Origin of the sequence: Cryobacterium sp. TMT2-18-2 (assembly GCF_004402245.1) — a bacterium.
Lineage (GTDB): Bacteria > Actinomycetota > Actinomycetes > Actinomycetales > Microbacteriaceae > Cryobacterium > Cryobacterium sandaracinum.
This window is the reverse complement of the sequence record NZ_SOFU01000036.1, coordinates 64,530-86,280: the sequence shown is the minus strand read 5'-3', so window position 1 is coordinate 86,280 and position 21,751 is coordinate 64,530. Positions and strand designations below refer to the sequence as shown.

At 64.8% G+C, this 21,751-nt stretch carries 28 protein-coding genes; 2 read left to right on the top strand and 26 right to left on the bottom strand.

What is annotated here, in order from left to right; genetic code table 11:
• Nucleotides 1–17: 17 nt before the first annotated feature.
• From rpsI to E3O22_RS11550, 3 genes are all read right to left on the bottom strand, one after another.
• Nucleotides 18–503 carry a 30S ribosomal protein S9 gene (gene rpsI, locus E3O22_RS11560; protein WP_104100939.1) on the bottom strand — a complete coding sequence of 162 codons (486 nt, stop codon included), beginning with the start codon at nt 501–503 and terminating at the stop codon, nt 18–20.
• Nucleotides 504–552: 49 nt separating this feature from the next.
• Nucleotides 553–999 carry a 50S ribosomal protein L13 gene (gene rplM / locus E3O22_RS11555; protein WP_134363342.1) on the bottom strand — a complete coding sequence of 149 codons (447 nt, stop codon included), beginning with the start codon at nt 997–999 and terminating at the stop codon, nt 553–555.
• 169 nt (nt 1,000–1,168) lie between these two features.
• On the bottom strand, nt 1,169–2,002 hold the full coding sequence (locus tag E3O22_RS11550; protein WP_104171773.1) for a tRNA pseudouridine(38-40) synthase TruA: 834 nt from the start codon (nt 2,000–2,002) through the stop codon (nt 1,169–1,171).
• A gap of 196 nt (nt 2,003–2,198) precedes the next feature.
• Here E3O22_RS11550 and E3O22_RS11545 point away from each other — a divergent pair, with 196 nt between their 5' ends.
• The gene (locus E3O22_RS11545) at nt 2,199–4,109 is read left to right on the top strand and encodes an acyltransferase family protein (protein ID WP_241976622.1); all 1,911 of its coding nucleotides are present in this window, start codon (nt 2,199–2,201) and stop codon (nt 4,107–4,109) included.
• 55 nt (nt 4,110–4,164) lie between these two features.
• Here the strand turns inward: E3O22_RS11545 and E3O22_RS11540 are convergent, their stop codons facing one another.
• The 10 genes from E3O22_RS11540 to E3O22_RS11495 form a co-directional block, all read right to left on the bottom strand.
• Nucleotides 4,165–5,220 carry a GNAT family N-acetyltransferase gene (locus tag E3O22_RS11540; protein WP_134395121.1) on the bottom strand — a complete coding sequence of 352 codons (1,056 nt, stop codon included), beginning with the start codon at nt 5,218–5,220 and terminating at the stop codon, nt 4,165–4,167.
• 132 nt (nt 5,221–5,352) lie between these two features.
• Nucleotides 5,353–5,868, bottom strand: a complete 516-nt coding sequence (gene rplQ, locus E3O22_RS11535; RefSeq protein WP_134395122.1) for a 50S ribosomal protein L17 — start codon at nt 5,866–5,868, stop codon at nt 5,353–5,355.
• A 46-nt stretch (nt 5,869–5,914) separates the two neighbouring features.
• Entirely contained in the window at nt 5,915–6,904 is a 990-nt protein-coding gene (locus E3O22_RS11530) for a DNA-directed RNA polymerase subunit alpha (protein ID WP_134365630.1), read from the bottom strand.
• Nucleotides 6,905–7,088: 184 nt separating this feature from the next.
• Nucleotides 7,089–7,487, bottom strand: coding sequence for a 30S ribosomal protein S11 (gene rpsK / locus E3O22_RS11525; protein WP_022883249.1), 399 nt, complete (start codon nt 7,485–7,487; stop codon nt 7,089–7,091).
• 44 nt (nt 7,488–7,531) lie between these two features.
• Nucleotides 7,532–7,906 (bottom strand): 30S ribosomal protein S13, encoded by a 375-nt coding sequence (rpsM, locus tag E3O22_RS11520; protein WP_104100946.1) that lies wholly within the window; start codon nt 7,904–7,906, stop codon nt 7,532–7,534.
• Nucleotides 7,907–8,057: 151 nt separating this feature from the next.
• Nucleotides 8,058–8,171 (bottom strand): 50S ribosomal protein L36, encoded by a 114-nt coding sequence (gene rpmJ, locus E3O22_RS11515; protein WP_035834639.1) that lies wholly within the window; start codon nt 8,169–8,171, stop codon nt 8,058–8,060.
• A 66-nt stretch (nt 8,172–8,237) separates the two neighbouring features.
• Nucleotides 8,238–8,459: a translation initiation factor IF-1 gene (gene infA / locus E3O22_RS11510; protein WP_055965022.1), complete on the bottom strand. Its 222-nt coding sequence runs from the start codon at nt 8,457–8,459 to the stop codon at nt 8,238–8,240.
• Nucleotides 8,460–8,614: 155 nt separating this feature from the next.
• Nucleotides 8,615–9,766, bottom strand: a complete 1,152-nt coding sequence (locus E3O22_RS11505; RefSeq protein ID WP_134395123.1) for a mannitol-1-phosphate 5-dehydrogenase — start codon at nt 9,764–9,766, stop codon at nt 8,615–8,617.
• Nucleotides 9,763–10,203: a PTS sugar transporter subunit IIA gene (locus E3O22_RS11500; protein WP_134395124.1), complete on the bottom strand. Its 441-nt coding sequence runs from the start codon at nt 10,201–10,203 to the stop codon at nt 9,763–9,765. The genes E3O22_RS11505 and E3O22_RS11500 overlap by 4 nt, the downstream gene beginning before the upstream one ends.
• On the bottom strand, nt 10,200–11,675 hold the full coding sequence (locus E3O22_RS11495) for a PTS mannitol transporter subunit IICB (RefSeq protein WP_134395125.1): 1,476 nt from the start codon (nt 11,673–11,675) through the stop codon (nt 10,200–10,202). Before E3O22_RS11495 ends, E3O22_RS11500 begins: the two co-directional genes overlap by 4 nt.
• A 181-nt stretch (nt 11,676–11,856) precedes the next feature.
• Here E3O22_RS11495 and E3O22_RS11490 point away from each other — a divergent pair, with 181 nt between their 5' ends.
• The gene (locus tag E3O22_RS11490) at nt 11,857–13,779 is read left to right on the top strand and encodes a BglG family transcription antiterminator (RefSeq protein WP_134395126.1); all 1,923 of its coding nucleotides are present in this window, start codon (nt 11,857–11,859) and stop codon (nt 13,777–13,779) included.
• A gap of 12 nt (nt 13,780–13,791) precedes the next feature.
• Here the strand turns inward: E3O22_RS11490 and E3O22_RS11485 are convergent, their stop codons facing one another.
• The 13 genes from E3O22_RS11485 to rplN all read right to left on the bottom strand — a co-directional run bounded on the left by E3O22_RS11485 (nt 13,792) and on the right by rplN (nt 21,745).
• The gene (locus E3O22_RS11485) at nt 13,792–14,121 is read right to left on the bottom strand and encodes a PTS sugar transporter subunit IIB (RefSeq protein ID WP_104171764.1); all 330 of its coding nucleotides are present in this window, start codon (nt 14,119–14,121) and stop codon (nt 13,792–13,794) included.
• Between the two features lie 468 nt (nt 14,122–14,589).
• Nucleotides 14,590–15,420, bottom strand: coding sequence for a type I methionyl aminopeptidase (gene map, locus E3O22_RS11480; protein WP_134395127.1), 831 nt, complete (start codon nt 15,418–15,420; stop codon nt 14,590–14,592).
• Nucleotides 15,421–15,475: 55 nt separating this feature from the next.
• A complete protein-coding gene (locus E3O22_RS11475; protein WP_174720119.1) occupies nt 15,476–16,120 on the bottom strand; it encodes an adenylate kinase in 645 nt (214 codons plus the stop codon).
• Nucleotides 16,117–17,439 carry a preprotein translocase subunit SecY gene (secY, locus tag E3O22_RS11470; RefSeq protein ID WP_104171762.1) on the bottom strand — a complete coding sequence of 441 codons (1,323 nt, stop codon included), beginning with the start codon at nt 17,437–17,439 and terminating at the stop codon, nt 16,117–16,119. Before secY ends, E3O22_RS11475 begins: the two co-directional genes overlap by 4 nt.
• Nucleotides 17,440–17,537: 98 nt before the next feature.
• The gene (rplO, locus tag E3O22_RS11465; RefSeq protein WP_134395128.1) at nt 17,538–18,095 is read right to left on the bottom strand and encodes a 50S ribosomal protein L15; all 558 of its coding nucleotides are present in this window, start codon (nt 18,093–18,095) and stop codon (nt 17,538–17,540) included.
• Nucleotides 18,095–18,277: a 50S ribosomal protein L30 gene (rpmD, locus tag E3O22_RS11460; RefSeq protein WP_174235710.1), complete on the bottom strand. Its 183-nt coding sequence runs from the start codon at nt 18,275–18,277 to the stop codon at nt 18,095–18,097. Before rpmD ends, rplO begins: the two co-directional genes overlap by 1 nt.
• Nucleotides 18,277–18,942, bottom strand: a complete 666-nt coding sequence (rpsE, locus tag E3O22_RS11455) for a 30S ribosomal protein S5 (protein WP_134395195.1) — start codon at nt 18,940–18,942, stop codon at nt 18,277–18,279. The genes rpmD and rpsE overlap by 1 nt, the downstream gene beginning before the upstream one ends.
• Before the next feature lie 35 nt (nt 18,943–18,977).
• The gene (rplR, locus tag E3O22_RS11450) at nt 18,978–19,349 is read right to left on the bottom strand and encodes a 50S ribosomal protein L18 (RefSeq protein ID WP_104171761.1); all 372 of its coding nucleotides are present in this window, start codon (nt 19,347–19,349) and stop codon (nt 18,978–18,980) included.
• Nucleotides 19,350–19,351: 2 nt separating this feature from the next.
• The gene (rplF, locus tag E3O22_RS11445; RefSeq protein ID WP_104100956.1) at nt 19,352–19,888 is read right to left on the bottom strand and encodes a 50S ribosomal protein L6; all 537 of its coding nucleotides are present in this window, start codon (nt 19,886–19,888) and stop codon (nt 19,352–19,354) included.
• Between the two features lie 6 nt (nt 19,889–19,894).
• Entirely contained in the window at nt 19,895–20,293 is a 399-nt protein-coding gene (rpsH, locus tag E3O22_RS11440; protein ID WP_104100957.1) for a 30S ribosomal protein S8, read from the bottom strand.
• A 118-nt stretch (nt 20,294–20,411) separates the two neighbouring features.
• Complete coding sequence (gene rplE, locus E3O22_RS11435; RefSeq protein ID WP_134395129.1) at nt 20,412–21,014, bottom strand: 50S ribosomal protein L5; 603 nt, start codon at nt 21,012–21,014, stop codon at nt 20,412–20,414.
• Nucleotides 21,014–21,373: a 50S ribosomal protein L24 gene (gene rplX, locus E3O22_RS11430; RefSeq protein ID WP_134369268.1), complete on the bottom strand. Its 360-nt coding sequence runs from the start codon at nt 21,371–21,373 to the stop codon at nt 21,014–21,016. The genes rplE and rplX overlap by 1 nt, the downstream gene beginning before the upstream one ends.
• Nucleotides 21,374–21,376: 3 nt before the next feature.
• Nucleotides 21,377–21,745 (bottom strand): 50S ribosomal protein L14, encoded by a 369-nt coding sequence (gene rplN / locus E3O22_RS11425; RefSeq protein ID WP_104100960.1) that lies wholly within the window; start codon nt 21,743–21,745, stop codon nt 21,377–21,379.
• Between the last annotated feature and the right edge of the window lie 6 nt (nt 21,746–21,751).

The window sequence follows — 21,751 nt, the reverse complement described above, 5'->3', positions numbered from 1 at the left end:
CTACGGTGCCAATCGACTTAACGCTTGGAGAACTGAGGAGCCTTACGGGCCTTCTTGAGTCCGGCCTTCTTGCGCTCCTTGACGCGAGCGTCACGGTTGAGGAAGCCGGCCTTCTTGAGGATGGCGCGGTTGTTCTCTTCGTCGATCTGGTTCAGTGAACGAGCGATACCGAGGCGCAGGGCACCGGCCTGGCCGGAGGGGCCACCACCGGTGATGCGGGCGATGACGTCGTAGCTGCCGATGAGGTCGAGCACCTTGAACGGGTCGTTGATGAGCTGCTGGTGCAGCTTGTTCGGGAAGTAGTCCCCGAATTCGCGGCCGTTGACGGTGATCGTGCCGGAGCCGGGGACGATGCGCACGCGGGCGATGGCCTGCTTGCGGCGTCCGACGGCTGCGCCGGGTACGTTGAGGATGGCGCGGGGCGCCTTGGTTACAGTCTCGGTCGGAGTCTCGGTCGAGTAGCTCTCCGGAGCCTGGTCAATCTGATCTGCGATTTTCGCCACGATGGTGTGAATCCTTTTTTCTTAGAGTCGAAAAGTCTGGAGGCCGGCGCTACTGAGCGACCTGGGCGAGGGTGTACGGCTTCGGCTGCTGCGCAGCGTGCGGGTGCTCCGGGCCGGCGTAGACCTTGAGCTTGGCCAGCTGGGCGCGGCCGAGCGTGTTCTTCGGCAGCATGCCACGGATGGCCTTCTCAACCGCACGGGTCGGGTGCTTCTCGAGCATCTCCGAGTAGTTGGTGGCCGTGAGGCCGCCCGGGTAACCGGAGTGGCGGTACGCCATCTTCAGGTCGAGCTTCTTGCCGGTGAGGGCAATCTTCTCGGCGTTGACGATGATGACGAAGTCGCCCATATCCATGTGGGGAGAGAACGTTGCCTTGTGCTTCCCGCGAAGGAGAATTGCGGCGTGGCTGGCAAGACGACCGAGCACGATGTCTGTGGCGTCGATGACGACCCAGTCGTGCTGGACTTCGCTTGCCTTGGGAGTGTAAGTGCGCGTCACTATTAAGCTGCTTTCTTGTTCGAACGGAGGTGTTCGTGAATCCCGCTCCGGGTGTGTTCCCAGAGAGGGAACACGATCGATGGAGGGCTCACGTTCGTGTGTCTGGCTGCAACGCACAGACACCAAGGAGTAACTCTAACGCCGTCGGCCTGGCAGCGCAATTCAACCATCACTCGGTGTCGTCGATGAGCTCCCGGCGCGCGCGGGTTTCGCGGGCCCGCAGGGCGAGCAGTTCGTCGGCCGGATAGCCGACCTGAAGCAGCGTGAGACCCTGGGCGGGCATCACCTTGAACTCGCTGGTGCGGGCCCGCTCGATTCGGAGGTCGACCAGACGGTCCCCGGACAGCCGCCCCTCCCCCACCGCGACGCAAGCCCCGACCAGCGCGCGCACCATACTGTGGCAGAAGGCGTCAGCCTGAACGGATGCGACGAGCACACCATCCGGATCGCGGTACCAGCGGAACTCCTGCAGGGTGCGGATCGTGGTGGCCCCGGGCCGCGGCTTGCAGTAGGTGGCGAAATCGTGCAGGCCGATCAGCGTCGCGGCAGCCGCGTCCATGGCGTCCACGTCGAGGGCGAAGCCGTGCCAGGTGGTACGGAACCGCTGCAGCGGGTCGTGCCCGACGACGGAGTCGGCGATCCGGTACTCGTAGCGCCGGTACAGCGCGGAGAACCGGGCGTCGAACCCGGGCGGGGCGAGCACGGAGGATGTGATCACGATCTCGGGCTGGGTGACGAGGATGCCGCTGAGCCGCCGCTGCACCATGACCGCCAGGGGTGTCGGGGGCCGCCCCTTGCCGCGGGAGATGCGCACGAGGCCGTCGGCCTGGTCGGGGTTCAGATCGAAGTGGGCGACCTGCCCGGTCGCGTGCACACCGGCATCCGTTCTCCCGGCCACGGTCAGGATCGGGGTCGGCGGGTGGCTGTGCAGGATGCCGGCCAGCCCGGCCTCGATCTGACCCTGCACGGTGCGGAGGCCCGGCTGCGTCGCCCAGCCGCTCATGCCGGTGCCGTCATAGGCGATGTCGAGCCTGATCCGGGTGGTGCCCGCTGCTTGGGTCTCGTCGGGCGCAGGGGGAAGAATCACGGAGGTAAGTGTACGGTCCGGTCCGGGTTATCGTAGAACCCGGGCTTCGGTCCCCACCTGTCATGAAAATTTGCCGCCCCCGCCCTCTGACGCTCATCCGTACTCCGTGAACGTGCCCACCAAACGCCTGGCCGGTCTCGACGGCCTGCGTGGTATCGCCGTGGTTCTGGTCGTGGTGTTCCACTTCTTCCCCGCGGTCCTTCCCGGCGGATTCATCGGGGTCGACGTCTTCTTCGTGATCAGCGGGTTCCTGATCACGGGCCTCCTCATCACCGAACGAGACGAAACCGCGCGGATCGCGCTCGGTCGTTTCTGGAAACGGCGGGCGCTGCGCCTGGTGCCGCCACTGGTCCCGCTGGTGCTGATCCTGTGCACTGCCGCCTGGCTGATCGGCGGCGACGTGCTGGTGGGCCTCGGCTGGCAGCTGCTCGGCGCGATCACCTTCGGCTACAACTGGGTGTCGATCGCCGGGTCGGCGAGCTATTTCAGCGCCACGGCGCCGGAACTGTTCCGCAATCTGTGGTCGCTGGCGGTGGAGGAGCAGTTCTACCTGATCTGGCCGTTCGCTCTCCTCGGCCTGCTGCTGGTGAGGAGCGGCCGGCTCCGCCTGGCACTCGTCGCCGGCCTGGCCCTGGCCTCTGCCGTCTGGATGGGGCTACTGTACGACCCCGCCGACCCCACCCGGGTGTACTACGGCTCGGACACGCACAGCTTCGGGCTCTTCACGGGTGCCGCGCTCGCGCTACTGCTGCGCCGTTCGGGCCTCCCGGGCGACACGGCACCCCGCCTCGCCGCCCTGCGCGACCGCTGGCGGCCGTGGCTGGGTCGGCTCGCCCTGGCCGGGGTGCTGGCGGCGGCGTTCGCCCTGCCCGACACCGGCCTGGCGACCTATCGAGGCGGACTGATGCTGGTGAGCCTGCTGACCGCGGTCGTGATCTGGGCGGCCGTGCGCGGGCCCGGCTTCGGCCCGGCGCTGGACACCGCGCCGCTGCGCTACCTGGGTGAACGCTCCTACGGCATCTATCTGTGGCACTGGCCGGTGCTTGTGCTCGCTCAGGGGGCGTGGCCGGCGGCCGCCGCATCACCGACCGTGCTGACGAGCATCGGAGTCGGGGTGCTGGCGGGCGCGCTGACGCTGCTGGCGGCCGGTGCGTCGTACCGCTGGCTGGAACTTCCCGTGCGCACGAAGGGCGTGCGCGGCAGCATCCGTCGCCTGCGGCAGAGCACGAGCGGCGCGCGCACGATCCGCACGCCCGGCGGGCTCGTCTGGTTCGGCCTGTTCGGCGCCGCCGCGCTGTTCCTGGCGACCGGCACGATCGCGGCCCTGCTCACCGCTCCCGCCCAGACGAGCGCGCAGAGCGAGATCGAACGCGGCCAGAAGGCACTGGATGCTGCGCAGCGGCAGGCCGTGCAGAACGCACGGCGCGCGTCCCGGCCGGCCGCCAGCGCCATCGAACGCGCGGCGCCCGGGGACCTGATCACGGCCGTGGGCGATTCGGTGATGCTCGCCTCGGCCCCCGAGCTGCAGGCCGGCTTCCCGGGGATCGCGATCGATGCCACCGTCTCTCGGGGCATGGGGGCTGCCCCCGACATCCTGGCCACCCAAGCCGAGGCCGGCGCGCTCCGGCCGGTGGTCGTCGTGGGCCTCGGCACCAACGGGCCGATCCGTTCGAGTCAGCTGGCGGCCATCCGCGCGGTGATCGGTCCGGACCGGGAGCTGATCCTGGTCACTGCCTTCGCCGAACGTGACTGGACGGCCGGGGTGAACGCCAGCCTGGCCGAGTACGCGGCCCGGCACCGCGCGGTCGAGCTGGCCGATTGGAGCACGGCGATCGCCTCGCACACGGATGTGCTCGCAAACGACAACATCCATCCCGGTCCGGCCGGCGGTCGGATCTATGCCGACGTCATTCGGGCCGCTCTGGAACGGCTGGCCCAGCCGCCGCCGCAGCCGGGCCTCGAGGCGTATCGCCTGCCCGACCCTGCCGGGTCACCCTCTCTCCGGCCGCCGCTGCTGCCGTGACAAAGTCCGGGTCGGCCGGGTCGGCCGGGTCGGCGGGTGCGGGACCCGGGTGGGACTAAAGCTCAATGGTGAAGGCGAGACTGCGGGTGGTGGGCGTGAAACCCATGCCGAGGTACAGGTTCAGCGCGCCGGTGGGACTTTCGGAGTCGACGACCAGGGTCGCCCGGGCCAGACCCTCGGCGCGTGCGGCACGCAGATGCAGGCCCAGCAGGTTCCGCGCGATGTGTTTGCCCCGCCATCCGTCGATGACGCCGACGAGGTCGACGTGGCTGCCGGTGTAGCCCTGGTTCAGCCAGTCGTCCTCGTTGACCGTGGCCAGGGTGAAGCCCACGACCTTCGGGGTGCCGTCGGGGCCGGTCGCGAGGGCCAGGTATGAGAGGTCGGGGCGGAATTTGCGACTCGTCACGAAGGAGTCCCAGGCATCGTCGCTCATCGGTTGGCTGGCCCAGTGATCCCGGAACGACGAGTCGCGCGCTTCGTGAACGGCCGCAGAGAACTCCGTGGTGAATTGGATGACGCGAATGTCAACCGGAAGGTCGATCTCGGGGACCGGCTCGTCGAGGCGCCGCTCGAGGGACTGGAAGTACCGGGCGCACTCCATGCCGAGGCGCCGGAACAGACGGATGCTGCGGTACGCGGTCTCCTCGGTGTACGCGAGGATCCAGCGTGGAACCGAGGGATCGTCGGTGGCGAGCTGCTGCTCGGCCCGGCCCAGCTGCCACGCGAGCAGCTCGCGGCCGATTCCGCGTCCGCGGTAGTCGGGGTGAACCCCGCCGACCAGGATCGCGCGGGCCAGCGTCTCGCGCCGCGGCGGCGCCATCACCATCCCCATCGCCACGAGGGTGCCGTCGGCGGTGAACCCGATCAGGGAATCCCGCTCCGGATGGAAGTACGACAGACCGAAGTCCCGCTCGATGCCCTCCCGCGTCGTCAGGTGGTACGGATGGTCCGCCTTGCCGACCGCTCGGGTGAGTTGCCACAGGTCGTCGGCGTCCGACACCGTTGCCGGACGCCACCGGGCGATCTCAGGGTGGGCGGGCCCCGGCGCGTCGGGCGGCAGGGCCGCACGGCGCCGCGGACCCTGATTTTGGATTCCGGTCAGGCGTTCCATGGCGTAGATCGTAGCCGGGGCCCCGCGAGGGCGCTAGCCCGTCGCCGGGGCACAAAAAGAGGGGCCCGACCGAAGTCGGGCCCCTCTCAATTCAACACAGCGATTCAGCTGAGTCGATACAGCACAGAGTGCCTACTTGGATTCCTCAGCGGCAGCGACATCATCCTCGACGACGTCAGCTTCGTCAGCAGCATCCTCGACGACGACCTCGGCCGGAGCCTCGGCAACGGGCGCTGCCGCGGCGGGCTTGGAAGCAGCCTTGGCGGAGGAGCGCTTGACCTTCGGGGTGACGGGCTCGAGAACGAGCTCCATCTGCACCATCGAAGCGTTGTCGCCCTTGCGGAAGCCGAGCTTCGTTATGCGGGTGTAACCACCCTCGCGAAGGGCAACCTGAGGTGCGATCTCGGTGAAGAGCTCATGCACGACGGTCTTGTCGCCGATGGTGGCAAGCACGCGACGACGGGCGTGCAGGTCACCCTTCTTTGCGAAGGTGATCAGTCGCTCGGCGACCGGACGCAGGCGCTTGGCGCGCGTCTCGGTCGTCTTGATGGACTTGTGGGTGAATAGGGATGCGGCCAGGTTGGCGAGCATGAGGCGCTCGTGGGCCGGTCCGCCTCCGAGGCGGGCTCCCTTAGTGGGCGTAGGCATTGGTTATCTCCAGTATCAAAGTCGAAAGTCAGTCTGAACGACTGCTTTAGATGGTTTCTTCGTCGTAGCCGCTGTAGAAGTGGGCGCCGTCGAATCCGGGCACCGAGTCCTTCAGGGACAGGCCGAGCTCAACGAGCTTGTCCTTGACCTCATCCACCGACTTCTGTCCGAAGTTGCGGATGTTCATCAGCTGGGTCTCCGAGAGGGCGACCAGTTCGCTGACGTTGTTGATGCCCTCGCGCTTGAGGCAGTTGTACGAGCGCACCGACAGATCGAGGTCTTCGATCGGAATCGACAGCTCGGTCGACAGCACGGCATCGACCGGCGCCGGGCCGATTTCGATGCCCTCGGCGGCGGTGTTCAGCTCACGGGCCAGACCGAACAGCTCGGTCAGCGTGCGACCGGCGGATGCGATGGCGTCGCGAGGCGAAATCGCCGACTTGGTCTCCACGTCGACGACGAGGCGGTCGAAGTCGGTGCGCTCACCGGCACGAGTTGCCTCGACGCGGTAGGTCACCTTGAGCACGGGCGAGTAGATCGAGTCGACCGGAATCTGGCCGGCCTCGGAGTACTCGTTGCGGTTCTGGGTGGCCGACACGTAGCCGCGGCCGCGTTCGATGGTCAGTTCGAGTTCGAACTTGGCCTTGTCGTTCAGCGTGGCGATGACCAGCTCGGGGTTGTGCACCTCGACACCGGCCGGAGCCGAGATGTCGGCGGCCGTGACCTGGCCGGCACCCTGCTTGCGTAGGTACGCGGTGATGGGCTCGTCGTGCTCGCTGGAGATGACGAGGCCCTTGATGTTGAGGATGATCTCGGTGACGTCTTCCTTGACACCGGGAACGGTGCTGAACTCGTGCAGCACACCGTCGATCCGGATGCTGGTGACAGCGGCTCCGGGGATCGATGACAGGAGGGTGCGGCGCATCGAGTTGCCGAGGGTGTAACCGAAACCAGGCTCAAGAGGTTCGATGACGAACCTGGATCGGAACTCCGAGATGTTCTCTTCGGTGAGCGTGGGGCGCTGTGCAATAAGCACTGTTGATTCCTTTCGGCTAAGTGTCCGCTATATGACACTTGCGTGGCGAGGTTTTGAGTTGTGTGTCTCTCGACAAGCCCGACAATCGAGCACATCGTCGAACGAGGGAGGGGTGATGCCCCACGACCCGCCACAGCCGGGCCCGTCTTGTGACGGGCCCGGCCGATGGCGAGATGCCGGTTGGTTAGACTCGACGACGCTTGGGCGGACGGCATCCGTTGTGCGCCTGGGGGGTGACGTCGTTGATCGAACCGACCTCGAGGCCGGCGGCCTGGAGCGAACGGATCGCGGTCTCGCGGCCCGATCCCGGTCCCTTGACGAAGACGTCAACCTTCTTCATGCCGTGCTCCTGCGCCTGGCGGGCAGCCGACTCGGCAGCCAGCTGTGCGGCGAACGGGGTCGACTTGCGCGAACCCTTGAAGCCGACTCCACCCGAGGACGCCCAGCTGATGACCGCACCGGTGGTGTCAGTGATCGAGACGATGGTGTTGTTGAAGGTGCTCTTGATGTGGGCCTGGCCCACAGCGACGTTCTTCTTTTCTTTCTTGCGCGGCTTCCGAACGGCCGACTTTGGTGCTGCCATGAATTTCTCCTGAGTCCTAAAGGCGAGACGGGCCAGGCCGAGGCCTAGCGCGCCTTCTTCTTGCCGGCTACGGTGCGCTTCGGGCCCTTGCGGGTGCGAGCGTTGGTCTTGGTGCGCTGGCCGCGAACGGGCAGGCCCTTGCGGTGGCGGATGCCCTCGTAGCTGCCGATCTCGACCTTGCGGCGGATGTCAGCGGCAACCTCACGGCGGAGGTCACCCTCAACCTTGAAGGTTCCTTCGATGTAGTCACGGAGGGCGACGAGCTGCTCGTCACTCAGGTCCTTGACTCGGATGTTTCCATCGATTTCAGTGTCGGCGAGGGTCTTGAGTGCCCTCGTGCGGCCAACACCAAAGATGTAAGTCAGTGCAACTTCCACGCGCTTATCGCGGGGAATATCAACGCCGGCTAGACGTGCCATTGTGGCTTCTCCTGTATATGAGTGGAGGTCTGTGACAGTGCCTGTTCATCGGCCTCCAACCGATGGTGTCCCCCCGAAGGGTTCCCGGCACTGCTATTTTCTGTATTCAGTTGCATCTCGTCCGACTCGACCGTGATCGAGCCTGCCGAGATCAGCCCTGACGCTGCTTGTGACGAGGGTTCTCGCAGATGACCATCACGTTGCCATTACGGCGGATGACCTTGCACTTGTCGCAGATCTTCTTGACGCTGGGCTTGACCTTCATGGTGTGTCCTTGTATTCGCTGTCTTCGTACCCCAGGAACGCCTCGGGCCGTTACTTACAGCACTCTCTACTTGTAGCGGTAAACGATCCGGCCGCGAGTCAGGTCGTACGGGCTCAGCTCCACGATCACGCGATCCTCCGGGAGGATACGGATGTAGTGCTGACGCATCTTGCCTGAAATGTGGGCAAGAACTTTGTGGCCGTTGCTCAACTCGACGCGAAACATCGCGTTGGGAAGAGCTTCGACTACCGCGCCCTCGATTTCGATGACACCGTCTTTTTTGGCCATAACTCACTATCGCTAGGGTATTGATTGCTGGTCGTGCGTGGATTGTGGTGCACTGGTACGCCGCATACGTGCGCGCAAGACACCAAGGATTTACTCTATGGTACGGAGTTGCCTTTTGGCAATTCTTCCCTATAATCCCTCGCGGGATTCTCCGCTCAGAGGGCCTTCTGCACCGCGGCCACGACCAGGACCACGTCGGCGAACAGCGGATGCGCGGCGTCCAGGCCACACACCGACGCGGTGAACGATTCGGCCGTCTCGGCGCGCAGCATCCGTTGCAGCAGGGCGCTCTGCTCATCGTCGGCGACGTCGAACCGGAGTGCGGCTTCGACGGCTGCGAGCAGCGCGACCGGGCGGGTGCCGTGCTCGGCGATCTCGGCGGCAGGGCCGATGAACCGTTCGTGGCGGCTGAGCTTACGCAGCGGCTGGCGGCCGACGCGCTCTACCGTGTCGGGCAGGGACGGGTTGGCGAAGCGCACCAGGATCTTCTCCCGGTAGGCGCGCTGGGCGTCCACGTCGAGGCCGTGCTTGGCCACGAGCAGGGCCGAGGTTTCCTCGAGCACCGCTCGGACGCCGTCCAGCACCGCCGGCACCAGGAGCGCGTCGGAGATCTTGGAAGCCCCGGCAACACCGCCGAGATAGGCGACGGTCGCGTGTCCGGTATTCACCGTGAACAGCTTGCGCTCGATGTAGGGCGCGAGATTGTCGACGAAAGTGGCACCCGGGATGACCGGCACGGCGCCGTTGAAGGCGCCCTGCTCGATAACCCACTCGTAGAAGGCCTCGACGGTTACGTCGATGCCGGCACCCTCGGCCTGGCCGGGCACGATGCGGTCGACTGCCGTGTTGGCGAAGACGACGCGCTCGGCCACAGCCGCTCGTTCCGGCTCCGGCACGTTGGCCCAGACCTGTTCGGCGAGGACATCCGTGGCGTTGATGGCGTTCTCGCACGCCATCACGGCCAGGGGCGGCAAATCGGCCGACCGCCGCCCCAGTCCGGCCGCGATGACCGGAGCCACGAAGCGGAGGACGGTGGGGCCGACCGCGGTGGTGACGATATCGGCCGTCGCGATCTCGTCGATCAGTGCGGCCTCATGCGTGACGCTGTTGATGGCCCGGAAAGTGTCGACCACGCGGGTGGTCGACACGTCCCCTGCCTCGTGCACGGCGTAGCTGCCGGCAGCCTGCAAAGCGTCTATCAGGGAGACATTCACATCGGCGAAGACAACCTCGTATCCGGCATCGTGAAGCAGGAGGCCGACAAATCCGCGGCCGATGTTCCCTGCACCGAAGTGAATGGCCTTCATTCTGCGTTTACCTCCTCGAGGAGCATGAAGATGTCCTCTGCTGTGACGGCGTCAATCAATTTCTGCACTTCGTCCTCGTCCGAGAAGACGATCGCGATCTTCTGCAGGATTTCGAGGTGCTCATTGTTGAGCCCCGCGATCCCGACGGCGAAACGCACCTGCTGGCCGTTCCAATCGATCGGTTCGGCGTAACGCACGAGCGACAGAGCCGACCGGACGATCGACTCCTTGGCGTCGTTGGTCCCGTGCGGGATCGCCAGGAAATTTCCCATGTAGGTCGACACGCTGGCTTCGCGGTCGAACATCGAGTCGACGTAGTCTTCGCGCACGGCGCCTGCGGTGACGAGCAGGGCGCCGGCCTCACGGATGGCGCCCTGCTTCGTGGTGGCCGCCCCCGCGGCCACGACGTTGCCCAGTTCCAGAATGCGGTCGGTCATCGCGCTACCTCCTCGGCCGCCTGGCCCTGAATCAGGGCGACGACATCATCGTATTTCGGGCTGTTCATGAAATTCTCGACCGAGACATGCGTCGAGTCAGGAGACTTCGACTGGGCCCGGGCGGTCAGGTCCTGATGCGTGATGACCAGATCGGCCGTGCCGTCGAGGTTCGCGATCGCCTGGTTGGTCACGGTGATTCCGTCGAGACCGGCCTTCTTGATCTTGTTGCGCAGCACCGAAGCGCCCATGGCGCTGGAGCCCATTCCGGCGTCGCACGCGAAGATGATGGTCTTCACACGGCGAGCGGTAGTGACCGAAGTGCCGGAGGCTCCGAGGCCGCCGAGGATGGTACTGGCCTTGCCCTTGTTTGCTTCGGTCTTGGCGATGGCCTCGGCCATGTCACCGGTGTCGCCGGCGGTCAGGTCGCGCTTGCGGCTGGCACGGAGGATGACGGCTGCGATCAGGAATGACACCGTGGCGGCGCCGATGACGGAGAGGATGACGCCGACGTAGCTGCCCGGGGCGGTCTGGATCAGGATGGCGATGATGCTGCCGGGTGAGGCAGGGGCGCGCAGGCCGGTTGCGAAGGCCACGTTGATGGCGACACCGGTCATGCCGCCGCCGACTGCGGCGAGGAGCAGTGCCGGCTTCATCAGCACGTACGGGAAGTAGATCTCGTGGATGCCGCCGAAGAAGTGGATGATGATGGCGCCCGGTGCGCTGGCCCGTGCGATGCCGACTCCGAAGAAGGAGAACGCGAGCAGGATGCCCAAGCCGGGGCCGGGGTTCGCCTCGAGCAAGAACAGCACCGACTGGCCGTTTTCCGCAACCTGCTGCACACCGATCGGCGTGAGCACGCCATGGTTGATGGCGTTGTTGAGGAACAGGATCTTGCCGGGCTCGATGAAGATGCTGGCGATGGGCAGCAGGCTGTTGGAGACGAGCCAGTCGACGATCATCTCGAGGAAATTGCTGATCCCGGTCACGAGCGGGGCGATTCCGAAGAACGCACCCAGCGCGAGGATCATGCCGAGGATGCCGGACGCGAAGTTGTCGACCAGCATCTCGAACCCGGGCTTGATCTTGCCGGCCCAGAGGCTGTCAAGCTTCTTCAGCAGGTACGCGGATCCCGGGCCGACGATCATGGCGCCGATGAACATCGGGATCTCGCTGCCCACGATGACACCCATGGTCGCGATCGAGGCGATGACCGCACCACGCGTTCCGTAGACCATCCGGCCACCGGTGTTGGCGATCAGAAGCGGCAGTAAGTACACGATCATCGGTCCGACGAGCGTTTCCAAGGTCGCGTTCGGGGTCCAACCGGTCGGAATGAAGAATGCGGTGATCAATCCCCACGCAATGAATGCAGGGATGTTGGGCATGACCATTCCGCTGAGGAAGGTGCCAAAGCGCTGAACGTGCACACGGGTTCCTCCGCTCTTGGTCTTGGTAGCTGACGTCGTCGTCATTTCTCTGCCTTTCGTAGGGATGCGATGAGGAGTTGCCCCGTCACGTTGCGACTGATTCAAGTCTGATCAAGACGGTCTTGCGGGGCCACCAGAGACTTTTCCGCACCCCCGGAAATCTCGTGGCAGTTATCCGGCCGGGAGCGGCGTGGGAGACTTACTTTTTACTTGGGAGTTTCATGCGATGAGCGACAAACAGACACGGATGCTGGATTTTCTGTCGCAGACACCGGCCTGGGTCACCGCCGGCGAGCTTGCCGACCTCCTGGGCGTCACGCCCCGGACCGTGCGCAGCTACGTCACGAACCTGAAACTGGCTGCCGGGCCGCTCGAGATCATCGAGTCGGGTCCGGCCGGGTACCGGCTGGACCTCGAGGCGTTCGCCGTGTACCGCGCCAGGGGGCGCATACACTCGGACGAAGCCGAGACCCCGACGGATCGCCTTTACGCTTTGGTGCGCCGGCTCACGGAGTCCCACGAGGGGCTCGACGTCTACGCTCTGTCCGCCGAGCTGTTCGTCAGTGACTCCACGATCGACTCCGACCTGACCAAGGTGCGGCAGCTACTGCCCGACACCGGGCTCACGCTCACCCGCCACGGCAGCGTGGTCACGCTCGCCGGCTCCGAGACCGACCGGCGGCGGCTGCTCAGCCGGCTGTTCCGCGAGGAGAGTTCGCGCGGTCTGCTCGAACTCGAGGCGATTCAGCGCGAGTTCGCCTCCGAGAGCCTCGGAGAGTTCAAGACGGATCTGATCGCGATGCTCGACTCGCAGGGGTATTTCGTCAACGAGTACGGCACCAACGACGTTCTACTCCATGTCGCCATCGCCATCGACCGGGTCACGAGGCGCACCTCTCCCGTGGTGGCCGAGACCGCGGCATCCGTCGGCTCCCCCGATGCGATGACCCTCGCCCTCTCCGGGCTGATCGTGCGCCACTTCCACGTCGAACTGGGTGCCGGTGACCTCGACTACATCGCACTCCTGCTCAAGACCCGGGTGATCACCCCCGGGCAGGACCAACCGGCGCAGGTTCTGATCGAGAGCTTCGTCCGCCCCGAAGATCTCGACGCCGTGCGCCGGATCGTCGGCCAGGCCGGGGACGAGTTCCTGCTGGACCTCGCGGAGGAGAACTTCATCGTGCGGCTCACGCTGCACGTGCGCAACCTGATCAACCGGGCGACCGACCGCTCGTACTCGCACAACCCGCTCACCCGGTCGATCAAGACGTCGTACCCGATGATCTATGAGGTCGCCGTCTACATCGCCAGCCAGTTGCAGCGGCAAGAGCAGATCGTGATCAACGACGATGAGATCGCGTACATCGCGATGCACGTCGGTGCCCACCTTCAGCAACAGTCCCGGCGCGAGGACCTGGTCACGTGCGCCCTGATCTGCCCGAACTATTACGACATGCACGTGCTGCTGCGCGAACGGATCGAGCGGGTCCTCGGTGACGAGCTCGAAGTTGTGTCGGTGGTCACCCGCAGCGACGTCGACTGGAAGGCCCTGGATGCGAAACTCGTGCTCACCACCATCGAACCGCAGTCGCCGGCCGAGTCCGTCATCGTGATCCAGCCGTTCCTGACCGAGGCCGACATCGACCGTGTGCGGAAGGCCGCGAGCCGCATCCGTCGACTTCGCCGTCGCGCCGACCTCAAGGACGAGCTGCTGCAGTTCTTCGACGAGTCTCTGTTCGCGCACAACTTCCACGCCGCTGACGAGACCGCGATGATCCGCGCTCTCGGCGAACGGATGATCGCACACGGCGATATCGACCAGAGCTACATCGACGGCGCGATCGAGCGCGAGCTCATGTCGTCGACGGCGTTCACGGACAACGTGGCGGTGCCGCACTCGATGTCGATGACGGCAATCCGTACCTCGATCGCCGTCGTGATCAACGACACGCCCATGGCGTGGGGCGAGAACCGGGTCAACGTGGTGGCGATGGTCGCCTTCAGCGCCGCCGGGCGCAAGAGCTTCCAGACCGTCTTCGACCAGTTCGTGGAGGTCTTCTCGGACCGGGCCGACGTGCAACGGCTGGTCAAGCGGTCGGTGGACTTCGCATCCTTCATCGACGAGCTCGTGCACCTGATGGACCAGTAGGCCACCGGTCAGCTACTTTTTCGTTTCGGCCCAGTCACGCGTCTTGTAGGCATAGATCGCGGCATCGAGCGCTTCGTCGCCGTTCTGCGAGGCGAAGACGGTCTCCTCCAGCAGGGCGATGCCGACCCCGGCGTGCACGGCCTGAAGGCGGATCTTCTCAAACCGAGGTGCCAGGTGGGGACCCACCAGAAGCACGTCGACCGGGCCGAGGGAGGCCGGCAGATCCGATTCGCTCCCCGCGAAGACGTGGACATCCAGACCGCGGGCCGCGGCCGTGTGCCGAACCCGATGTGCGACAAAGGCACTGGAGGCGCCAGCACCGCAGACGATGAGAATCTTCATGGAATCGCTCTTTCCCTGAGCCGAGACGGACGGTTTGTCCTCTCCACCATCCTCCCGCCTCCGGAGTCCCGAAGAGACCAGATCCCCTCCCCCGAGTGCGGCTGGTTCGGGCCGTGTGCGGCTACGGGAGCGGGTTCCGATTGCCGCGGGTGAGGGGCGATCGCGGGTGGCGGGTGAGTGGCGATTGGTCCATGTCTCGGACAGGCGAGAAGTTGACCGCAGCGCGGGGTGGATGCCCGCTGCAACCGCCGTCTCGTACGATTCCGGAGCCCGGGGACGACTCACCCCGAACGAATTCGACGGAGATTCTGCCCAAAACACCGCTTTCGGGCACGAAAACGGGTGTTTGACCCAAAATTTCCGTCGAATTGGTTTGGCATCGGGCACGGCATTTCGCATGCGGAACGGCGTCCACGCAGTGCGGTGAGATCCGACGTTCCGTGTGCGGCTGGTTCGGGCCGTGTGCGGCTACGGGAGCGGGACGGGCGTGATGCCGAGCGGGGCCAGCCCCGCAGCGCCGCCGTCGGCGGCGGTGAGCACCCAGATGCCGTCCTTGTGCACGGCCACGCTGTGCTCCCAGTGCGCGGCGGCCAGGCCGTCGCTGGTGGCGACGGTCCAGTCGTCGTCGCGCACGAACGTCTCGATGGATCCCATGACGACCATGGGCTCGATCGCGATCACGAGACCAGGCTTCACGTCCGGACCCTTCTGGCGCACGCGATAGTTGAACACGGGCGGGGCCTCATGCATGGACCGGCCGATGCCGTGACCGACATAGTCGGTGAGGATTCCGTAGTCCCCCTGAGACTCGACGTAGTCTTCGATGGCATCGCCGACCTCGTTGAGGTGACGCGCCACCGCGAGCCGGGCGATCCCGTGCCACAGCGACTGCTCCGTGACGTGCGACAGTTTCTCGCGCTCGGCGACGACCTCGGGCCGGGCCGGGTCCGGAATCACGAAGGAGAAGGCCGCGTCGCCGTTCCAGCCGTCGATGATGGCGCCGCTGTCGATCGACACGATGTCGCCGGCGGCGAGCACGCGAGCCCCCGGGATGCCATGCACGACATCCTCGTTGACAGAGGCGCAGACCGTGTGGTGGTAGCCCTGCTCCAGCTTGAAGTTCGGCAGGCCGCCCCGAGCCACGATGGCCGCCTCGGCGGCCGCGTCGAGCTCGAGGGTGGTCCCACCGACCCGGATGGCCGCCCGGGCCGCATCCAGGGATGCGGCCGTGGCCAGTCCGGGCGCGATCATCAACCGCATCTGCGCCGGCGACTTGTAGATGGATCGTCGAAGGCTCATGGTGAAGATCTCTGCAAACTGCTGAGGACGCGCACGCTGGGCGTGCACGACCGGGTTAGGAGGCGCTGGCTGCGTCTCCGCTGGTGACGGGAACGCTGGTGACAGGCGCGCTGGTGACGGGCACGGAGAGTCCGCGCTCGGTCAGTGCCGCAAGGATGCGCCCGGTCACCTCGTCGACGGCGCCGAGGCCGTCGACCGTGACCACGAGACCGCGGGAGGAGTAAACGTCGATCAGAGGAGACGTCTGCTCCTCGTAGACGGAGAGGCGGTGCCGGATGACGTCGGCGGTGTCGTCCGCACGCCCCTGCTCGGCGGCACGTTTGAGGAGTCGGGCGACGACCTCTTCGGTGTCGGCGACGATCAGCACGACGGCGTCGAGTGCGTCACCGTCGGCCTCCAGTATCCGGTCCAGTTCCAGAACCTGTTCCTGCGTGCGCGGGTAGCCGTCCAGCAGGAATCCCCCGGTGGCGTCGGGCTGCTGCAACCGATCGGACACGATCGCGTTGGTGAGGGAATCGGGCACGTACGCGCCGGCATCCATGAACGCCTTGACTTGAAGACCCAGTTCGGTGTCGTTCTTCACGTTGAAGCGGAAGATGTCACCGGTGGAGATGGCCGGAACGTCGAAGGCATCGGACAGGCGCTCGGCCTGGGTTCCCTTGCCCGCGCCGGGCGGGCCGATCAGCAGCAAACGGGTCATCGGAGAAGCCCTTCGTAGTGGCGCTGCTGGAGTTGTGCGTCGATCTGTTTGACCGTCTCGAGTCCGACACCGACCACGATCAGGATGCTGGCGCCACCGAACGGGAAGTTCTGGTCGGCTCCGATCGCGGAGAACGCGATCAGCGGCAGCAGGGCGATCAGGCCCAGGTACAGGGCACCGGGCAGCGTCACCCGGGTGAGAACGAAGTCCAGGTACTCGGCGGTCGGACGACCGGCACGGATGCCCGGGATGAATCCGCCGTACTTCTTCATGTTGTCGGCGACCTCTTCGGGGTTAAAGGTGATCGCGACATAGAAGTAGGTGAATCCGACGATGAGGAGGAAGTACAGCGCCATGTAGAGCGGATCGTTGCCCTGCGTGAGGTTGTTGGTGACCCAGGTGACCCACGCCGCCGGCGCCTGTCCGGCCGCCGGCTGGTTGAACTGCGCGATCAGGGCCGGCAGGTACAGCAGTGACGACGCGAAAATGACGGGCACAACGCCGGCCATGTTCACCTTGATCGGGATATACGTGTTGTTCCCGCCGTAGGTGCGGCGTCCGACCATCCGTTTGGCGTACTGCACCGGAATGCGACGCTGGGACTGCTCGACGAAGACCACGGCGGCGACCACGACCAGACCGACCGCGATCACGATCATCAGGATGTCGAGGCCCTTCTGCTGACCGATGGAGGCGAGCGATCCCGGGAAGAGGGCTGCGATCGAGGTGAAGATCAACAGTGACATGCCGTTGCCGATGCCGCGCTCGGTGATGAGCTCACCCATCCACATGATCAGGCCGGTGCCGGCGGTCATGGTGATGACCATGAGCATGATGGCGTACCAGGCGTCATTGGTGAGCAGCTGCGAGCACTCGGCGCTGGCGGACGTGCCGTAGAGTGCTCCGCTGCGGGCCACCGTGATCAGCGTCGTCGACTGAAGGATCGCGAGGGCGATGGTGAGGTACCGCGTGTACTGGGTGAGCGTGCCCTGTCCGGACGCGCCTTCCTTGTGTAGTGTCTCAAAATGTGGGATGACCACGCGCAGGAGCTGCACGATGATCGAGGCCGTGATGTACGGCATGATGCCGAGCGCGAAGACCGACAGTTGCAGCAGGGCGCCCCCGCTGAAGAGGTTGACGAGCTCATAGAGGCCGCTGGCGTCCTGGTTCGCCGCCAGACACGATTGAACGTTTCCGAAGTCGACGAAGGGGGCAGGGATGAACGAGCCCAGTCGGAACAGGGCAACAATACCCAGGCTGAACCCGATTTTCCTGCGCAGGTCGGGTGTGCGGAATATCCGCGCGATGGCGCTGAACACAATGCCTCCAGTTAATAACGTGAAAAACGAGCTTGTCGAGACCAGCATCGAAAGATTTCGATTGGTGGCCTCGACAAGCTCGCTCAGCGTCTACGGACTTACTTGATTGAGCCACCCGCAGCGACGATCTTCTGCTCTGCTGAGCCGGAGACCTTATCCACTGCAATGTTCAGCTTAACCGCAATGTCACCATTGCCGAGAACCTTGACCTTCTCGTTGTCGCGAACGGCACCCTTGGCGACCAGATCGGCGATGGTTACATCGCCGCCGTTCGGGTAAAGCTCCGCGAGCTTCTCGAGGTTGACGACCTGGTACTCGACGCGGAACGGGTTCTTGAACCCGCGCAGCTTCGGAGTACGCATGTGCAGTGGCATCTGGCCACCCTCGAACCCGATGCGCACGTTGTAGCGCGCCTTCGTGCCCTTGGTTCCACGGCCGGCGGTCTTACCCTTGGATCCTTCACCACGACCGACGCGCATGCGCGACTTCTTGGCTCCGGGGGCGGGGCGAAGGTGGTGAACCTTCAGAACCTGCTCGCGCTTCTCGGTCGGAGCAGCCTTCACTGCGACCTTGGCGGAGGCAGTCTTCTTGGGGGCTGCCTTCTGTGCAGTGGCGGGCTTGGCGGCTGCCGTGGCAGCTTCCTTCTCGTCAGCCATTAGTCAATCTCCTCGACCTTTACGAGGTGAGCAACGGTGTTGACGTAGCCACGGTTCTGCGAGTTGTCCTCGCGAATCGTGACTGCGCCAATGCGCTTGAGACCCAGGCTGCGAAGCGTGTCGCGCTGGTTCTGCTTCTCACTAATTTTGGACTTGATCTGTGTCACTTTGAGGCGAGCCATCAGGCACCTGCCTTTGCTGCCGCTGCAGCTGCTGCGGCGTCGGCACGCAGGAAGCGCGCCGGAGCGACGTCTTCGTACGCGAGGCCACGACGAGCCGCAACCGCACGCGGCTCTTCGAGCTGGTGCAGGGCCTCGACCGTGGCGTGAACGATGTTGATGGTGTTCGACGAACCGAGCGACTTGCTGAGGACATCGTGGATGCCCGCGCACTCGAGAACGGCGCGCACCGGGCCACCGGCGATAACGCCGGTACCGGCCGCGGCGGGACGCAGCAGGACGACGCCGGCTGCGGCTTCACCCTGCACGGGGTGCGGGATCGTCAGACCGACGCGGGGAACGCGGAAGAAGTTCTTCTTCGCTTCTTCGACGCCCTTGGAAATGGCGGTCGGCACCTCGCGGGCCTTGCCGTATCCAACGCCGACGAGGCCGTTTCCGTCACCAACGACGACGAGAGCGGTGAAGCTGAAGCGACGACCACCCTTCACCACCTTGGAAACGCGGTTGATGGTGACGACGCGCTCCAGGAACTGGCTCTTGTCGGCATCGCGGCTTCCGCGGTCCTTGTTCGGGTTGCGCTCACGACCGCCACGACGAGCCTCACGAGGCTCGTTCTGGGCAGGTGCCGTTGAGGCAGCGGTTTCGACGGGTGCCTCTGCGGCCACCACGGTCTCCTTGGTTGCTGTGTTAGCGGTTTCAGTGCTCACAGGTTCAATCCACCCTCTCGAGCTCCATCGGCGATCGCAGCGACGCGTCCTGCGTACTTGCTTCCGCCACGGTCAAATACGACGGCGTCGATGCCGGCGGCCTTCGCACGCTCGGCGACGAGTTCGCCGACCTTGCGGGCCTTGGCGGTCTTGTCACCATCGAAGGTGCGCAGACCGTCTTCGAGCGTGGACGCCGAAGCAAGGGTGAAACCCTTGCTGTCATCGACGACCTGCACGAACACGTGGCGAGCCGAGCGGGTCACGACGAGACGCGGACGAAGCGCGGTCCCCTCGATCTTCTTGCGAAGACGTGTGTGCCTGCGTCCGCGGGCAGCGGCCTTGCTCTTACCTCTAGTTCCTAGACCCATGGTTACTTACCACTCTTTCCGGCCTTGCGGCGAACAATCTCGCCGGCGTAACGCACACCCTTGCCCTTGTAGGGCTCCGGCTTGCGAATCTTACGGATGTTGGCGGCGACCTCGCCGACAGCCTGCTTGTCGATGCCACCGACCGTGAGGCGGTTGACGCTCTCCACGGTGAGGGTGATGCCGGCAGGTGCCTCGACGAGGACCGGGTGCGAGAAGCCGAGGGCGAACTCGATCGAGCTGCCCTTCTGGGCGACGCGGTAACCGGTACCGACGATCTCGAGGGACTTGGTGTAACCCACCGTCACCCCGATGATCTGGTTTGCGATCAGCGTGCGAGTCAGTCCGTGCAGCGAACGCGAGTTGCGCTCGTCGTTCGGGCGTGTGACGACGACGTGGCCGTCCTCGATCTTGACCTCGATGGGGTTCGCGACGGTGAGCGCGAGCTCGCCCTTCGGGCCCTTGACGTTGACGCGCTGGCCTTCAGTGGCGACCGTGACATCCGCGGGAATCGGGATGGGAAGTCTTCCAATACGTGACATTGTCGGCTACCACACGTAGGCGAGAACTTCTCCGCCTACGCCCTTCTTCTCAGCCTGGCGGTCGGTGAGCAGACCGCTGGAGGTGGACAGGATGGCAACGCCGAGACCACCGAGAACGGTGGGGATTTCGGTCGACTTTGCGTACACGCGCAGGCCGGGCTTGGAAACCCGCTTGATGCCGACGATGGAACGCTCGCGGTTCGGACCGAACTTGAGGTTGAGCGTGAGGGTCTTGCCGACCACTGCATCCTTGACATCCCAAGCCGAGATGTAACCCTGGGCCTTGAGAATGTCTGCGATGTTCGCTTTGAGCTTGCTGTGCGGCATGGACACGGTGTCGTGGAACGCCGAGTTAGCGTTGCGCAGTCTGGTCAGCATGTCTGCGACCGGATCTGTCATTGTCATTTGTGGTGCCTTTCTCGCCTGGTTTCGTTCATCCGTTACACGGGTGACGACCTTGGTCGTGGTGGGGCTGGACGGTTGTCCAGCCCCGGGTGTGTACTACAAGAGCCAAAGAGCTACTTTACTTGGTGTTTTCGGCCGTCTTGAACGGGAAGCCCAGCGCCTTGAGCAGCGCGCGGCCTTCTTCGTTGTTCTTGGCCGTCGTCACAACCGTGATATCCATACCGCGGATACGGTCGATCCGGTCCTGGTCGATCTCGTGGAACATGACCTGCTCGGTGAGACCGAAGGTGTAGTTACCGCTGCCATCGAACTGCTTGTCGCTCAGACCGCGGAAGTCGCGGATGCGCGGAAGCGCCAGGCTCAGGAGCCGGTCGAGGAACTCCCACATGCGGTCGCCACGAAGTGTGACGTGCGTGCCGATGGGCTGACCTTCACGCAGTTTGAACTGCGCGATCGACTTACGGGCCTTGGTGACCTGCGGCTTCTGACCGGTGATCTTGGTGAGGTCGGCGACGGCGCCATCCATGATCTTGCCGTCGCGTGCTGCCTCGCCGACACCCATGTTCACAACGATCTTGACCAGGTTCGGAATCTGGTGAACGTTGGTGAAGCCGAGGTCCTTGCTGAGCTGGGCCATGATCTCATCGCGGTACTTCTGCTTGAGACGCGGCAGGACGGCCTCAACGGGCGCTTCTGCTGCTGCAACTGAAGTGTCGGTCATCAGAGGTCCTTCCCTGACTTCTTGGCGTAACGGATGCGGACCGTCTTGGTGACGCCGTCCTTCGTTACTTCTTCGAGGCGGAAACCGACGCGAGTCGGCTTCTTGGTCTCCGGGTCGACGAGGGCCACGTTGGACACGTGAATCGGCGCCTCCATGGTTTCGATGCCGCCGGTCTTGGTGCCGCGCTGGGTCTGGCCAACGCGAACGTGCTTGGTGACGAAGTTGATGCCCTCAACGAGGACCCTGTTCTTCTCCACCAGGACGGCAATGACCTTGCCCTGCTTGCCACGGTCTCCGCCGCGGGCCTGGGTGCGGCCGGTGATGACCTCTACGAGGTCACCCTTTTTGAGTCTGGCCATGATTTAGATAACCTCCGGTGCCAGCGAGATGATCTTCATGAACTTCTTGTCGCGAAGCTCGCGACCGACCGGTCCGAAGATTCGGGTGCCGCGGGGGTCACCTTCGTTCTTCAAAATCACTGCGGCGTTCTCATCGAACTTGATGTACGAACCGTCTGAACGACGGGTCTGCTTTTTGACGCGAACGACGACGGCCTTGACGACGTCGCCCTTCTTGACGTTGCCGCCCGGGATCGCGTCCTTGACGGTGGCGACGATCGTGTCGCCGAGGCCTGCGTAGCGACGGCCGGAACCGCCGAGCACGCGAATGGTCAACAGCTCCTTGGCACCCGTGTTGTCGGCAACCTTGAGTCGTGATTCTTGCTGAAGCACTTTTTA